Origin of the sequence: Natronobacterium texcoconense, from assembly GCF_900104065.1 — an archaeon.
GTDB lineage: Archaea > Halobacteriota > Halobacteria > Halobacteriales > Natrialbaceae > Natronobacterium > Natronobacterium texcoconense.
Map to the genome: position 1 here is coordinate 1,111,712 of NZ_FNLC01000001.1, position 15,265 is coordinate 1,126,976.

Annotated in this window: 13 protein-coding genes; 6 read left to right on the top strand and 7 right to left on the bottom strand. The window is 64.8% G+C overall.

Annotation, left to right across the window (positions count from 1 at the left end):
• Positions 1-2 precede the first annotated feature (2 nt).
• From BLR35_RS05610 to BLR35_RS05625, 4 genes are read left to right on the top strand one after another with little or no spacing between them, the layout of a single operon-like run.
• Positions 3-956 carry a branched-chain amino acid ABC transporter permease gene (locus BLR35_RS05610; protein WP_090378584.1) on the top strand — a complete coding sequence of 318 codons (954 nt, stop codon included), beginning with the start codon at positions 3-5 and terminating at the stop codon, positions 954-956.
• Complete coding sequence (locus BLR35_RS05615; RefSeq protein ID WP_090378587.1) at positions 949-2,058, top strand: branched-chain amino acid ABC transporter permease; 1,110 nt, start codon at positions 949-951, stop codon at positions 2,056-2,058. Before BLR35_RS05610 ends, BLR35_RS05615 begins: the two co-directional genes overlap by 8 nt.
• Complete coding sequence (locus tag BLR35_RS05620) at positions 2,055-2,783, top strand: ABC transporter ATP-binding protein (protein ID WP_090378594.1); 729 nt, start codon at positions 2,055-2,057, stop codon at positions 2,781-2,783. The genes BLR35_RS05615 and BLR35_RS05620 overlap by 4 nt, the downstream gene beginning before the upstream one ends.
• Positions 2,784-3,503, top strand: coding sequence for an ABC transporter ATP-binding protein (locus tag BLR35_RS05625; RefSeq protein ID WP_090378599.1), 720 nt, complete (start codon positions 2,784-2,786; stop codon positions 3,501-3,503).
• Positions 3,504-3,524: 21 nt separating this feature from the next.
• Here the strand turns inward: BLR35_RS05625 and BLR35_RS05630 are convergent, their stop codons facing one another.
• The 4 genes from BLR35_RS05630 to BLR35_RS05640 all read right to left on the bottom strand — a co-directional run bounded on the left by BLR35_RS05630 (position 3,525) and on the right by BLR35_RS05640 (position 7,259).
• On the bottom strand, positions 3,525-3,815 hold the full coding sequence (locus BLR35_RS05630) for a hypothetical protein (protein WP_090378602.1): 291 nt from the start codon (positions 3,813-3,815) through the stop codon (positions 3,525-3,527).
• Between the two features lie 97 nt (positions 3,816-3,912).
• Complete coding sequence (locus BLR35_RS20570; RefSeq protein ID WP_170830971.1) at positions 3,913-4,065, bottom strand: hypothetical protein; 153 nt, start codon at positions 4,063-4,065, stop codon at positions 3,913-3,915.
• A gap of 50 nt (positions 4,066-4,115) precedes the next feature.
• On the bottom strand, positions 4,116-6,938 hold the full coding sequence (locus BLR35_RS05635; protein WP_090378605.1) for an ATP-dependent helicase: 2,823 nt from the start codon (positions 6,936-6,938) through the stop codon (positions 4,116-4,118).
• Between the two features lie 66 nt (positions 6,939-7,004).
• Entirely contained in the window at positions 7,005-7,259 is a 255-nt protein-coding gene (locus tag BLR35_RS05640) for a DUF8015 family protein (protein WP_090378608.1), read from the bottom strand.
• Positions 7,260-7,462: 203 nt separating this feature from the next.
• On the opposite strand from BLR35_RS05640, the gene BLR35_RS05645 reads away from it, so the two are divergent.
• Positions 7,463-9,253 (top strand): aldehyde ferredoxin oxidoreductase family protein, encoded by a 1,791-nt coding sequence (locus BLR35_RS05645; RefSeq protein WP_090378611.1) that lies wholly within the window; start codon positions 7,463-7,465, stop codon positions 9,251-9,253.
• A gap of 446 nt (positions 9,254-9,699) precedes the next feature.
• Complete coding sequence (locus BLR35_RS05650; protein WP_090378614.1) at positions 9,700-10,950, top strand: alanyl-tRNA editing protein; 1,251 nt, start codon at positions 9,700-9,702, stop codon at positions 10,948-10,950.
• A 6-nt stretch (positions 10,951-10,956) separates the two neighbouring features.
• On the opposite strand, the gene BLR35_RS05655 is transcribed toward BLR35_RS05650, so the two are convergent.
• The 3 genes from BLR35_RS05655 to BLR35_RS05665 are packed head-to-tail and all read right to left on the bottom strand — an operon-like array spanning position 10,957 to position 15,228.
• A complete protein-coding gene (locus tag BLR35_RS05655; RefSeq protein ID WP_090378617.1) occupies positions 10,957-11,928 on the bottom strand; it encodes an electron transfer flavoprotein subunit alpha/FixB family protein in 972 nt (323 codons plus the stop codon).
• A complete protein-coding gene (locus BLR35_RS05660) occupies positions 11,925-12,689 on the bottom strand; it encodes an electron transfer flavoprotein subunit beta/FixA family protein (RefSeq protein WP_090378619.1) in 765 nt (254 codons plus the stop codon). The genes BLR35_RS05655 and BLR35_RS05660 overlap by 4 nt, the downstream gene beginning before the upstream one ends.
• A gap of 7 nt (positions 12,690-12,696) precedes the next feature.
• Positions 12,697-15,228 carry a GcvT family protein gene (locus BLR35_RS05665; protein ID WP_090378622.1) on the bottom strand — a complete coding sequence of 844 codons (2,532 nt, stop codon included), beginning with the start codon at positions 15,226-15,228 and terminating at the stop codon, positions 12,697-12,699.
• Positions 15,229-15,265: the final 37 nt, after the last annotated feature.

Below are 15,265 nucleotides of genomic sequence, written 5' to 3' on the forward strand. Positions count from 1 at the left end.
ACATGCTCGATGCGTTCCTCACAGTGCTGGTCACCGGGGCGATCATCAGCGCCCTCTACGCGCTGATCGCCATCGGCTTCACGATGATCTTCGGCGTCGGTGGCGTGTTGAACCTCGCCCACGGCGCGTTGATCATGGCCGGCAGCTACCTGTTCCTGTTCGTCCAGCGCGACGTCTACCTCGAGGCCGTCGCGGTCAACTCCCTCGTGGCCCTGCCAGCGACGGTACTCGGCATCGCCGTCGCCTCCTACCTGCTGTACGTGTTGCTCGTCAGGTACATCGAGGAGAACGTCGTCATCACGTTCCTGGCGACGGTCGTCGTCGCGACCGCGTTCACCGAAATAATGATCTGGGGTATCGGACAGACGCCCGAACGGTTCACGATCATCACGTCGGATCCGAGCCTCGGCCCGCTCACGCTGCCCGGAAGCGGCGTCTCGGTGCTCGGAACGTTCGTCTCCTACACGGAACTGGCGGCGTTTGCCGTCTCGTGGATCGCGATCGGGCTTCTCTGGTACTACGTGACGAAAACGGACAGTGGCCGAGCGATTCTCGCGACGTCGATGAGCGAACGCGGCGCCCAGCTTACCGGCGTCGACGTCCACAAGGTGCGGGCACGGACGTGGTTCATCGCCGGCGCGCTGGCAGCCGTCGCCGGCGTCTTCCTCGTCGGCACCGACACGTACGCGCTGACGCCGCTGATGTGGCTCGACCCGCTTGCACTTGCGTTCATCATCGTCGTCATCGGCGGCATCGGCTCGATCAAGGGCTCGATCCTCGCGGCGTACCTGATCGGCTACCTCGAGACCCTCGTCGTGTACGGCCCCGAATTCGGGCTCCCGGTGCTCGACCTGCTGGGCTCGAGTTTCCGGGGGATCTTCGCCCTGATCGTGCTCGTCGTCGTCCTGCTGGTGTTACCGGAAGGCATCTACGGGAGGGAGTTCGTCCATGAGTGATTCGACACAGCAACTCGGCGGAACGGTACAGCAGTCGATCGTCGATCCGATCGGCCGGGGACTCACGCGGGTCCTCGCACCGATCGACCGGACGTTCGACCCGATTGCGGATCGGTTCAACCGCCGCTTCGGGGCGTACGTCGGGACGATGACCGGCCTCCAGCTGTTCATGTTGCTTTCGACGCTGGTCGTCCTGCTCGCGGCGCCGCTGTGGACGCCGTACCTGGTCGGCAACTACATGCGTACACTGACGCTTGCTGCTATCTGGGCCATCTTCGCGATGGGCTGGGACTTCCAGAGCGGCTACACGGGCTACATCAGTTTCGGTCACTCCGTACTGTCCGGTGCGGCCGCGTACGCGACCGCGCTGCTCGTAACTCACGTCGACCCCGGGCTCGGACTCTGGGTGACGATCCCGGTCTCGATCCTCGCAGCGGTCGTCGTGGGACTCGTGATCGGCCTGCCGTCGCTGCGGCTTCACGGGCCGTACTTCTCGCTGATCACGTTCGTCGCCGTCCTGCTGTTCTATCGGCTGACCTACGCGTTCCCGGGACTGCTGGGCGGCGAGACCGGATTCAGCGGCGTCGAGATGTGGTACACCGGAGCCGACCCGGTCGCCCGATACTACGTCATGCTGCTCCCGATGCTAGCCATCGCGGTCGTACTGACCGTCATCGCGCGGTCGAACGTCGGGATGATCCTCGTAGCAATCCGCGAGAACGAGGCCGCTGTCTCGGCCGCGGGGCTCGACCCCACCAAGTTCAAGCTCTGGTCGTTCGGCATCAGCTCGTTCGTGATGGGCGTCGGCGGCGTCATGCTCGCTCACTTCTACGGCAACGTCGACCCGATGACGTTCATCGTCGTCGACAACAGCATCGAGATCATCGCGATGGCGGTGATCGGCGGCATGAGTTCAATCCTCGGCGCGTTAGGCGGTGCATTCCTCTTCATCGTGTTGCGCGACGAGATCCTGCACGGACTCGGACACGTCCGCTGGGTAGTGCTGTGGCTGCTGGTACTTACCGTGCTGGTACTCGCTCGAGACGGGCTGTTCCGAATCCTCTGGCACGTCGTTGGTGCCATCGGAGGTGATCGAGAGTGACGATCCTCGAGGTAGACAGCCTGACCAAACGCTTCGGCGGCCTCGTCGCCGTCGACGACGTCTCGTTTTCGATCGACCGCGGCGAGATCGTCGGGCTGATCGGCCCCAACGGATCGGGCAAGACGACGGTGTTCAACTGCATTATGAGTATCTACGACGTAACCGACGGTGCGATCCGGTTCGACGGCGAGGAGATCACGGACGCGAAGACCCACGAGATCGTCAACCGTGGAGTCGCCCGCGTCTCCCAGGAGTCGAACCCGATCGATCGCTACCCCGTCGCGGGCAACATCAAACTGTTCACGCTGCCCAACAGCGTCCGCTCGTTCTACGGCGGCGCCGACGAGCAGGAAATCTACGCCTACGCCGAGCGCGTCGGTCTCGGCGACAAACTCGAGGAACAGCCGGACGAACTCCCCCACGCGGACGTCCGACGTCTCGAGATTGCGAAGGCGCTGGCGACCGAACCCGACGTGCTCTTGCTCGACGAACCGTTCGCGGGGATGAATCAGGCCGAAATCGCGACCCTCTCGAAACAGATCGAAGCGATGCGCGAGGAGGGGATCACCATGATCGTGGTCGATCACAACATGAGCGGACTGATGCAACTGGTAGACCGAACCGTCGTCTTGCACAACGGGTCCAAACTGGCCGCGGGCCTGCCCGAGGAAATCGTCGAGGACGACTCCGTCCAGGAGGCGTACCTGGCCGGGGAGGGGATCTAGATGAGCGACGATCCACTCCTCGAGATCGAAGACGTCCACGTCTACTACGGCAAGTCCCACGCCTTGAAGGGCGTCTCCGAGACGATCCATCGCGGCGAGATCGTCGGGATCATCGGCCCTAACGGTGCCGGCAAGACGACGCTGCTGAACGCGATCGCCGGCTTCGTCGACTACGAGGGAACGATCCGGTTCAAGGGCCAGGATCTCCAGACGATGTCCTCACAGGAGGCCGTCGAGAACGGCCTGATCTACTGTACCGAGAAACGCGATCTCTTCCCGTTTTTCTCGGTCCACGAGAACCTGCTGATGGGCGCACAGTTCCGCGACGACCGCGCGGCCGTCCGCGAGGACCTCGAGATGGTCTACGACCTGTTCCCGCGACTCGACGAGCGCCGTGATCAGGAGGCCGAGACGATGAGCGGCGGCGAACAGCAGATGCTCGCGATCGGCCGCGCGCTGATGGGTGACCCGGACCTCCTGATGCTCGACGAACCCACGATCGGACTGGCTCCGGTCATCATCGAGGACATCGACCGCGCGATCGAACGCCTCCACGACGAAGGGCTGACGATCTTCCTCGCGGAACAGAATTCGACGTTCGCGCTAAACCACGCCGAACGCCTCTCACTGCTCGAGACCGGCGAGGTCGAACTCGCGGGCAGCGCCGACGAGTTTCAGGACGACGACTACATCCGCGAGGCCTACATCGGCGTCCACTGAGTCAACGTCTTCCTTCCTGCGTTATCGTGACCGGTACTCGAGGCCGCGGAGCGCGCCACCGACCGCGAGCAACGCGACCGCAATCGTCACGATCGGCGTCTCACAGCGATTGACGCCGCCGTCGGGCGAGTAGGCCATCCATCCCAGGTAGAACTCGTAGTACTCGAATCCACCGGGCGGTTCGTCACCGGGGTAGCCGACGTCGGTACAGGCCGAAAGCGGTAACTCCGGAAACGAGAGGGAACTGAGGAGGACGACGAGGAAACCAGTGAATAGAAACACGTTCGCGACAGCCACCAGGCGACTCGGCATAGCCGATAGTTCTCACGCACCTACTATATTTTCGTGGATGAACGAGTTATTCCCCGGCCGAGAGCCCACGAAGCGACTCGCCGCCGACCGTTTCGGATCAATCACTGGTCGTTCGCGGGCGTTCGCTATACTCGTCTCCGAAGAATCGCTTCAATGCCAGCATCGTTCCGGCGTATGAAGCACCCAAAACGCCTGCGAGGAGCAGTATTCCGAAGAGAACGGTGAAACTGAACAGGACGCTCTGTACCATACCCGAAAATACACTGGGTTGACAAAAAGGATACTGGTCGACCTGCTGTGTCACTCCCCCGAGGAGAGCCCACGAAGCGACTCGTCGCCGATCTCCTCTAACACGTGCTCGTGAAACGCCTGCAGCGCCGCGCTCTCGTCTTCCGCGAGGACGACGTCGCTTGCCGACAGCGTCGCGAGGCCGAACGCACGCGGCGTCGGCGAATCGACGAGGTGGCGCTCGAGGTCGATCTCGCCCGACTCGATTCCGGCGACGATCTCCTCGATCTCCGCGACGTTGAGTTTGTCCTCGAGAATTTCGCGGTAGGTCTCCTCGATCACGGCGAAGTTCTCGAGGTCCTCCGCGAATCCCAGTAGCATCTCGCTCGAGACCTGCTGTTCGCTCGCGGACTTCTCGTAGCCCTTGTAGCGTTTGAGGATCATCAGCGACCGCGTCGCGTTGATCCGGAAGTACCGCTGCAGGAGGTCGGTATCGTTCAGTGCCGCACGCAGGTCCTCCCGGACCTCGTCGGGATCGAGGTCCTCGACGATCCCTTCGATGTCGACTTTCCGGTTCAGCGGCATCGAAAGGACGAAGCCGTTGTCCGCGACGGCCACACGGACGTTGGCTGTGGCTTCCTGTGCACAGTGGTAGGCCAGCAGCCGCGAGAGGCCGTCGTTGAACTTCCGGCCGTACGCCGAGTGGACGTAGTAGTGGCGTTCGTACTCGTCACGGTCGCGTTCGACCTCGATCGTGAGCCGATCGGTCGTGCTGACGCTCTCGACCCCGGCGTACTGTAGCTGGTGGTCGAACAGCCGCGCGATCGCTCGGACGCTGTCGTCATCCAGCGGGAACTCCCGGAGCCAGGCGCGAACCCGCGGCGGCCCGCCGTCCTCGTAATGCTCGAGAAGCTGTTTCTGAAACGCGAGGATCTCGCAGCCGAGGTCGTACGACAGCGGCAGCCGTTCGGAGTACCACGAGGGGACGGTCGGCCGCGCGCTCGTCCGGTCGACGTAGACCTTCGAGCCGCGCCGGTACTGGTACTCGAAGTGGTCGCCCCCGAGGACGAAGACGTCGCCCTTCTCGAGGGTGTCGAGGTAGCTTTCGTCTAGCTGGCCGACCCACTCGTCGCTCGCGCGGGTGTAGACGTCGCAGGTAAAGGAGTCGGGGATGGTGCCGATGTTCGTCATGTAGATCACCCGCGCCAGCCGTCCCCGTTTGCCGATCAGGGGCTGGCCGACGGGGTACTCCTCGTGGTGGTGCTCTCCGTCAGGTGGGTCGTTTTCGTCACACCAGATCTTCGCGTAGACGTTCTTGTCCTCTAAACCGGCGTAGTCGGCGGTGAGATAGCGCACGAGCGACTCCCACTCCTCCTCGGAGTAGTTCCGGTAGGGGTAGGCTCGCCGCAGAATGTCTTTGATTTCCGACTCCGGCCGAATCTCGGCGATCGCCATCCCGTAGACGTGTTGGGCCGCGACGTCCTGGGCGTTCTCCGGGATCGACACCGAGTCGACGAATCCGTCCTCGGCCTTCTTCAGCATCACGGCACACTCGAGCAGTTCGTCCCGATCGAGCGCGATTACTCGCCCGGTGACGGTCTGGCCGACGCGATGCCCTGCACGGCCGACCCGCTGGAGGAGCGCGGCGACGGATTTCGGCGAGCCGACCTGGACGACGAGGTCGACGTGGGGCATGTCGATCCCCAGTTCCAGCGAGGTCGAGGAGGTCACGACGTCGAGACTGCCCTCCTTGAGCCGTGCTTCGACGTCCTGGCGGACCTCTTTCGAGAGGCTTCCGTGGTGGCAGGCGGAGTTGTCCTCGTCGTAGCCGTCGAATCGCTCGCGGAGGTTGTGCAGGACGCGTTCTGCCCCCGACCGCGTGTTCGTGAACACGAGCGTGTTCGTGTGCTCCTGGACGTGCTCGTGGAGCATCCGGTAGAACCGCTCCTGAACGACCTCGCGGGAGGTGTTGATCAGGTCGTCGGTCGGACACTCGAGTTCGAGGTCGAACTCGCGGGCGAAGCGGGCGTCGACGATGTCGTACTCGCGGGACTCCCCACCAGGCCCGTCGCCGTCTCCCGGGTCGCTTCGCTCCCCGCTCGACCGTTCCGAGACGCGTGGCGTCTCGCGACCGACGAGAAACTCTGCAACCCCCTCGAGCGGTTCGATCGTCGCCGAACAGCCGATCCGGGTAATATCGTGGTCGGTCATCGCCTCGAGTCGCTCGAGGCTCACCGAGAGGTGGGTGCCTCGTTTGCCGGCTGCCAGGGAGTGAATCTCGTCGACGATGACGTACTCCACTGTGCGTAGCTTCTCGCGGAACTTCGGCGAGTTCAGCAGGATGGCCAGCGTCTCGGGTGTCGTGTTCAGGATGTGGGGCGTCTCCTCGAGCATCTTCTGACGGTCGCTCGAGGAGGTGTCGCCGTGGCGGATGGCGTGGCGGATCTCGCCCATCTCTTGACCCTCGCGTTCGTCTACGATGGACTCGATCCCCTCGAGTGGCACCTCGAGGTTGCGGTGGATGTCGTTGGCGAGCGATTTGAGCGGGGAGACGTAGAGACAGTAGACGGAGTTTTCCAGTCCCTCTTCGAACTCCCGATCCCGCCGATAGAGTTCGTTGATGATCGCACAGAACGCGCTCAGCGTCTTCCCCGACCCGGTCGGCGCACAGATCAGCGTGTTCTCGCCCTCGTGGACGTTCGGGATCGCCCCCCGCTGTGGTGGCGTGAAGAATCCCTCGTTCTCGGGAACGTACTCGCCGAACTCCTCGAGCCACCACTGCTGTACCGCGGGCTCGAGCAGTTCGAAGACGTCGCCGTCCTCTATCGTGACGGCGTCCGGGTCGAAGGGCAACTCGCCGTCTGCAGGCAACTCGAGGTCCTCGATCCCGTCCATTATCGTCGTCTGGGTAGCGGGCGCGTAAGAGGGTTTGGCCACCGGAGCGGAAGTGAAGCCGGGGCCTCAGATGGCTGCCGCGACGATCGTCACGACGAGAAACGCGTGCCAGGCGACCGCGGCAGCCCTGTACTGTGCCGATTCCGTCGGGATCGGCGGGTTCCGGAACATCGCCTCGTAGACGAAGATCGTCGCGACGATGGCACCCGCTGCGAGCCCCGACAGGAACGCGACGGACGCCGTGAGCCCGATCGCTATCCCGAGCGCGAGGCTGCCCGCGATAGCGACCAGCAGCTTGTCGTAGTAGCCGAGACGACACATACCGGTACTACCGGCCCCACCTTCCAAAGACCCACCGCCGATTACACGTCGATAGGAATCGGACCGGACTATCGAGTCGCTCGAGAGACGAAGACGAATCGAGGAAGAGACCGTCTCGAGACGAACCAGCGAGGAACCACATCTGATCAGATGGTCGTCACTCTCACGCACACATATCAGTCTCGAGCCAGTAGGGACGGACGATGGTCGGCCGTTCCCACGTCTTGCGTGCGGATCTCATCACGGAAACCGTCCGGAAAGAGCGGGTTCCCGAACGGTGGCGACGCCAGTTCCTCGGCGGAAAGGGGATCGGTGCCCGGTACCTCTACGCGGAGCTAGACGCGGGTGTCGACCCCCTCGGGCCGGAGAACGTCCTCGCGTTCTGCGTCGGACCGCTCGCTGGTGCACTCCCTGGCGAGTCCCGATACGCGGCGGTGACGAAGTCGCCGCTGACTGGGCTCTTTCTCGATTCCTACGCGGGCGGGAGCTTCGCCGAACGGCTCGCCGGCTCGCTCGAGGACTGTCTGGCCCTGCTCGTAACCGGCGAGAGCGACGACCCGGTCCGTATCGTCGTCGAGGATGGGACGGCCGAGATCGAACCCGCGGAAACGTGGGGTCGCGATACCGTCGAGACGGCTGCTGCTCATCCCGACGCGGCCACCGCGTGCATCGGTCCCGCCGGAGAGAACGAGGTCCGCTACGCGACGATCGCGTCCGACGCCGGCGACCACCACGCCGGACGCGGCGGTGCCGGAGCCGTCATGGGTTCGAAGCGACTCAAGGCCGTGGTCGCGGCCGGCCCGCCGGCAGAACCCCCAACGCCGGAACTGGCCGGTCTCCGCGAGGAGTACACCGACCGGTACGCAAGCGACGAGACCGGCATCTGGCAGGCCACCAGCGAGACTCTCGAGTCGATCGACTTCGCCGACGAGGTCGACGCCCTCGCGACAGAGGGCTGGCAGAAGAGCGAGTTCGGGGGAACTGGCGATATCGGTATCGACGCCGTCCGGGAGGCCGCGAGCGGGCGCGAATATCCCGACGAGTCGGTGCCAGGGGGCTTTCGTATCGAGACGGACGACGGTGAGACGGTCCCACGCGGTGCGACCCAGATGACCCTCGGCGCGGGACTGGGCATCGACGACTTCGATGTCGTCACCACGCTGGGCGAACGCTGTGACAGACTCGGCGTCGACGTGATCTCCGCGGGCAACGCCGTCGCCTGGGCCGTCCGAGCGAGCCAGGAAGGTGCGATCGACGGCGACCTCGAGTTCGGCGACGGCGACGTGGCACGGGCGCTCATCGAAGCGATCGCGACGGGAGCCGACGCACCCTGCGATCAGCAGGTCGTCGAGACGCTCAGGAGCGGCGTCGACGCAGCCGCGGACCGGTTCGGAACGGGCTCGATTCCCACCGTGAAGGCAATGGAACTGCCGGCGTACGACCCCCGTGCAGCGGCGGGGATGGCACTCGCGTACGCGACGAGCGACCGCGGGGGCTGTCACCGCCGTGCCCGTCCGATCGAGGAAGAGGTCTTCGAGGCCTGGGACCGCGACGAACGGATCACTGCAGTCAGGACCGCACAGGACGTCCGATCGGTCCTGTGGAGTCTCGTCGCGGACGACTTCGCCGGCGAGACGATGTGGAGCGACTGCGGGGCGACGTTCCTCGAGGCGCTGAACGACGAGAGCGACCTGTCGTATCCGACTGACGCCTCGAGGCTGTACCGGACCGGCGAACGGATCTGGGCGCTCGTCAGACTGTTCAACGTCCGCGAGGGAGTCGACCGGAGCGCGGATAGGCTCCCCGAATCGCTGTTCGGCGCCGGCGGGAGACTCGATCCGGACGCCTTCGAACGACTACTCGACGCCTACTATCGGACCCGTGACTGGGGAACAGATGGGCGACCGACCGCGGACGCACTCGAGCGACTCGGCCTTGCGGACGTTCGCGACGAGTCGACGCCGATCGGGACGCCGTTCGATCCGATCGAATAGGCATAGTAGATAAAATATACTTATCCAAATATCTACTAATAGAAGGATATATGTTCTACGCGGTAGTTATACCGAGAACTAGTTCTAACATAGCTCGCTCGGGCCAACTTCGATTCAAAAGGCGAATACAGCGACTATTTCGCCTATATCGCCCTCAAACACTTCTCGAGAGATGGAAACAGATTCATTCACTGAGATCGAAATGGCAGATACGATAGAATACTATTCAGAAGAGATATCGAGTCGTTACGACGGTAGTCGATGTATTCTACGTCAGTTATACTCCCCCTTCGTTCTCGACTTTCAGTTACACATGTACGAGTGTAAACCACCCCGAACCACAATCATTCAACGCACTGACCAGTATAGTTTCGCTCGAGTATCGTCCCTTCCCGCTCCGCCCGGAACCGGCGACCTTTTTATCGGACGGGAACCGACTCGCTTGCATGACGATGTCACGCGCGCCGAAATCGCCCACCGTGCGGGAGTTCGAGGCGACGGTCGCGGCCGTCGACGGTCGCGACGTCGAACTCGAGGAGACGTACTTCTATCCCGAAGGTGGCGGGCAGCCGGCCGACCGCGGTACGATCGACGGGACCGGGCTCGAGACGGTCCAGAAACGGAACGGGACGGTCGTTCATACGCTCGCATCCGAGCCGTCACTCGAGTCCGGCGACGAGGTCGACTGCACGGTCGACGATGCGTTCCGAACCTACTGCATGCGCGCTCACACGGCGAGTCACGTCGTCTACGGCGCTGGCCGGCGGCTGTTCGACGGCCTCGGCTACGCGGGGTTCGACATCGGCGAGGAGAAGGTCCGGATCGACCTGACGACGGCCGAACCGATCGACGACGACGACCTCGTCGAACTCGGTCGCCTCTCGAACCGGGCCGTCTGGGACGCACGGTCGGTCACGTGGGAGCGACTGCCGGAATCGAAGGCCCGCGACCTCGACGGAATCGCGTTCAACGAGAAGACCGAAGAGGGCGCGATGGCCGACTACCAGGCCGAGTCGGACGAACGCGTCCGCGTGGTGACCGTCGACAAGTCGACGGTTGGCGACGAGACCGATGGCCGGCCGTGGGACGTGGCGGCCTGTGGCGGTACGCACGTCGACAATACCCGCCAGATCGGTCCGATCGAGGTACTCGACCGCTCGAACCCCGGTGAGGGCATCACCCGCGTCGAGTTCTCGGTCGGACCGGCGGGAATCGACCACGCCGCCGACGTGCAGGCGGCCGCACGCGAGGCGAGTCGACTGGGTGGCGTCCCCATTTCGGAACTGCCCGACGCCGTCTCCCGCCTGCAGGATGATCGAGAGCAACTCGAGTACGAACTCGAGGAACTGAAAGAAGAGGTCGTTACGTCCCGACTCTCGGAGCTTCCGACCGTCGAACGCGACGGCGCGACGTGGGCCGTCGGCACGCTCGAGGGGATCGACTCGAACGCCGTCAGCGAAGGTGCACGGGAAGTCGTCGGCGAAGGGCCGGACGAACCGGACGTGGTCGCCGCCGTCGACAGGGGCGGCGCGCCCTCGGTCGTCGTGGCCTCGACCGGCGAGGTAGACGCCGGCGAGGTGATCGATGGCGTGACGGACGCGTTCGGCGGCGGTGGCGGTGGCAGTCCGACGGCCGCACAGGGCGGCGGACTCCAGGCAGATCCGGAGGAAGTCGTGACCCACCTCCGCGGGGAGTGAGGGCGGCTACTGCTGTTCGCGGATCGCGTCGTTGAGTTCCGGTACGACGTCGTGGAGGTCACCGAGAACGGCGTAGTCGGCCTTCTGGATGATCGCAGCCTCCGGATCCGTGTTGATCGCGAGGATGTTCTCGGCCCCCTTGCAGCCGACCATGTGCTGGACCGCGCCGCTGATCCCGCAGGCGATGTAGATGTCCGGACTGATCTTCGCGCCGGTCTGACCGATCTGGTCGTCGTGGGGCCGCCAGCCCTCGTTGACCGCGGCCCGGGAGGCGCCGACGGTCCCGCCGAGCAGGTCGGCCAGTTCCTCGAGTTTGTCGTAGTCCTCGGGGCCGCCGACGCCACGGCCGCCGCCGACGACGACGCGTGCCTCGCCCAGCGGCACGCCTTCCTCGTCGGTCGTCTCGACGCGGTCGACCTGCACGCGGAAGTGTGACTCCTCGAGCGAGGGTGCAAACTCCGTGACGGCCGGATCGGTCGGCGTCTCGACCTCCTCGATCGGGTGTTCGTGTTCGGCGGCACTGACAAGCGTCGTCTCGCCCTCGAGCCGAGAGTGCTCGAGCAAGCTACCGCCCCACCGCTGGCGACGCAGTTCGTACGCGCCGTCGGCGGCTTCGATCTCGAGGCAGTTCGTCGCCAGCGGCGCGTCGAGAGTTGCGCCGGCGTGAGCCAGCACCTCGTGACCTCGGTCCGTTCCGGGGGCTGTGATCGTGCTCGCGTCGATCTCGCGGGTGAGCTGTGCCAGGCTCTCGCCCCACGCCTCGGGCGCATAGCCCTCGAGCCGATCGTGGATGACGTGGTGGAGTTCGTCGACCCCATATCGTCCGAGTTCGTCGGTCAAGCCGGCCGCTTCGTCGCCGAAGGCGACGGCAGCGAAGTCCGTCCCCTCGCTTGCCGCCAGGTCGCGTGCCATCGTCAGCGCCTCGAGCGAGGTCTCGTCCGGCACGCCGCTCTCGTGTTCGACGAACGCGAGGATCATAGCACTTCCACCTCTTCCTCGAGGACTTCGATCACGTCCGGCACGGCATCGGGGCCCTCACCCAGGACCTCGGCCTCCGAGTCGTCCGTCTCGGGAGCTTCCAACCGGACCTTTTCGAAGGTTCCCGCACCCGCAGTGCCGTCGGGCTCGAGACTGGGAACCTCCTGTTTCCGGGCCTGCATCTTGGCACGCATGGACGCGTAGCGCGGTTCGTTGATTCCTTCCTTGACCGCGACGACGGCCGGTAAGTCGATCTCGTAGACCTCCTCCCCGCCGGAGACTTCGCGTTTCGCGATCGCCGTCCCGTCTTCGATCTCGAGGGACTTGATCCCGGTTACGCAGGGGAGTCCGAGTTTGCGGGCGACGCGGACGCCGACCTGGTAGTTGCCCACGTCGGCGGACTCGTTGCCGAACAGCAGGAGGTCGAACGCGTCGTCCAGGTCGCGGATCGCGTTCGCGATCGCGTCGGCCGTCGCGCGCGGGCTCCACTCCTCGCCGTCGGTCTCGAGCAGGGTCGCTTCGTCGGCCTGCATTGCCAGTCCTGTCCGGAGCTGTTCGTCCGCCTCGTCGGGGCCGAGGGTGAGGACGTGCGCCGTGCCGCCGTGTTCCTCGATCAGCTGGATCGCTTCCTCGATGGCACACTCCTCGTGCGGGCTCATGGTAAAGCCCAGGTTGCTCGTGTCGATTCGCTGCTGGTCTTCCGTCAGTACGATCTTCGCGCCGGTGTTCGGGACGCGTTTGATACAGGAAAGAACGTTCATGGCGGTGTTAGCTACGGATGCGTTCGTTCTCGGGGTCGAACAGAGGCCGGCTGCCGACGACCTCGACGGTCACCGGGTACCGGTCGCCCATGTACTCGACCTGGAGTTGCTGTCCTTCCTCGGCGTGCTCGGGCGGGAGATACGCCATCAGCAGGTGTTTGCCGACGCTCGGGCCGGTGCCCGCGCTCGTGACGTAGGATTCGCGGCCTTCTTCGTCGACGATCACCTCGCCGTCCTCGTCGAGGACTGGTTCGTTACCCAGCATGAACCGACGCTCGCCCGACTCGGAGGTGTGGTCGTCGACCGAGAGCGTACAGAGCGTCGCCGCGTTCTCCTCGTCGATCGCCTCCTCGTACGCTTCCTTCCCGATGAAGTCGGCGTCCTTGACGCCGTGGAAGGTCAGCCCGGCCTCTGCGGGGTTGTACTCGAGTTCGAGTTCGTGGCCGTAGAGCCGGTAGCCCTTCTCCATGCGGCCGGTCGTCCCGTAGACGCCCATTCCGACGGGCCGGATGTCGTACTCCTCGCCGGCCTCGGCGATGGTGTCCCAGAGGCGACCGCCCTGGCCCGCGGGGGCGTAGATCTCCCAGCCGAGTTCGCCGACGTAGGAGAGCCGCATCGCCCAGGCGTCGACCTCGCCGACGGTGATCTCCTGGGCGGTGTACGGCGGGAACGCCTCGTGAGACATATCCTCCTCGGTGACGGACTGGACGACCTCGCGGGCGTCGGGCCCCCAGACGCCGAGCGTACACAGCGACTCCGAGCGGTCGATCATATGGACGTCGCCGTCCTCTGGGAGGTGGCTCTTGAACCAGGCGCGGTCGGAGCCCGCTGCAGCACCGCCCGTGATGACGCGGTACTGTTCGTCCCCGAGACGGGCGATCGTCAGGTCGGAGACGAAGCCGCCGTTCTCCGCGAGGATCGGCGTGTAGACGGTCTTGCCGACGTCGACGTCCGTCCGGCCGACGGCCATCTTCTCCATGTACTCGACGACGTCCGAACCGACGAAGTCGAACTTCCCGAAGCCCATGTCGCCGACCATGGCGACGTGGTCGCGCATGTGGAGGTGCTCGCCGAGGATGGTCGGCGACCACCACCGCGAGTCCCACTCGTTGCCCCGGAGCAGCCCCTCGAGTTCCTCGTTGTACGTCCGGACGAGGTCCTCGTTCGAGGTGTACCACTGGGGCCGTTCCCAGCCTGCGGCCTCGAAGAACCGTGCGCCGAGTTCCTCCTGTCGGTCGTAGAACGGGCTCTGACGGAGCGGCCGTGAACTCTGCCACTGCTCCGTGGGGTGGACGATGCCGTAGATTTTCTGGAACCCCTCGTGAGCGCGGTTCTCGACGAACTCCCGTGAGGTACCGTACTCGTAGAACCGGTTGACGTCGGAGCCGTGGAGGTCGATGTCCGACCAGCCACGCGTCATCCACTGGGCGACGGCCTCGCCGATTGCAGGCGCCTCCTTGATCCAGACGGCAGCACACGACCACAGCCCTTCGACGTCCTGTAGCGGGCCGAGCAAGGGCGCGCCGTCCGGCGTCACCGACAGCAAGCCGTCGATCTCGTGGCGGACACCAGCCTGCGGATCGTCGAGCAACTCGGGAACGATCTCGAGTGCGTCTTCCATCGATTGCTCGAACGCGTCGTCGGTCAGCGGCGGCTGGGTCGGCGACAGCGGTGCTTCGTCGATCGACGGGACGTCGTCGACGTCCCAGAGGATCGGCCGGTGCTGGTAGGAGCCGACCTCCAGGTCGTTCCCGTGCTGGCGCTCGTACATCTGGGTGTCCATGTCCCGGACGACGGGGAACGAGATTTCGCCTTCGTAGTCCTCGAAGAAGGAGATCGGCCCGACGCTGACCATCTGGTGGACGGCGGGCGTCAGCGGAATCTCCGCGCCTGCCATCTGCGCGATCTTGGGGCTCCACAGCCCCGCGGCGATGACGACCTCGCCGGCCTCGACCGTCCCGCGATCGGTCTCGACGGCTTCGATCGCGCCGTCCTCGACGTGCATGTCGAGTACCTCCGTGTTCGGCGAGACGGTGAGTCCGCCGTCGGTTTCGTGATCGGCTCGCGCCCGCATCACTTCGCCGGCCCGCAGCGGGTCGCAGGTGCCGGCACCCGGGCTGTAGAACCCGCCCTCGATGATGTCGGTGTTGACGTAGGGCACCATCTCCTCGACCTCTTCGACGGTGAGCAACTCGCCGGGTTCGCCCCACGCCTTGGCCGACTGGACGCGCCGTTTCAGTTCCGCCATCCGTTCGTTGGTCCGGGCGACCTCGATTCCGCCGCTGTTCGTGAACGTGTCCATGTCCTCGTACTGCTCGATCGAGCGGCGAGTGAGGTGAGTCATCTCCTTCGAGTGCTCGACCGGCATCAGGAAGTTCGACGCGTGTCCCGTCGACCCGCCTGGATCCGGGAGCGGTCCCTTGTCCATCAGGAGAATGTCGTCTCGACCCTGTTTCGCGAGGTGGTACGCGAGGCTGTTGCCGACGATTCCGGCACCGATGATTACCGTCCCCGCACTCGAGGGAAAGTCGCTGCTCATCGTTGCTCACCACCCGTTGGGCGTGGTCGTCCGTCCG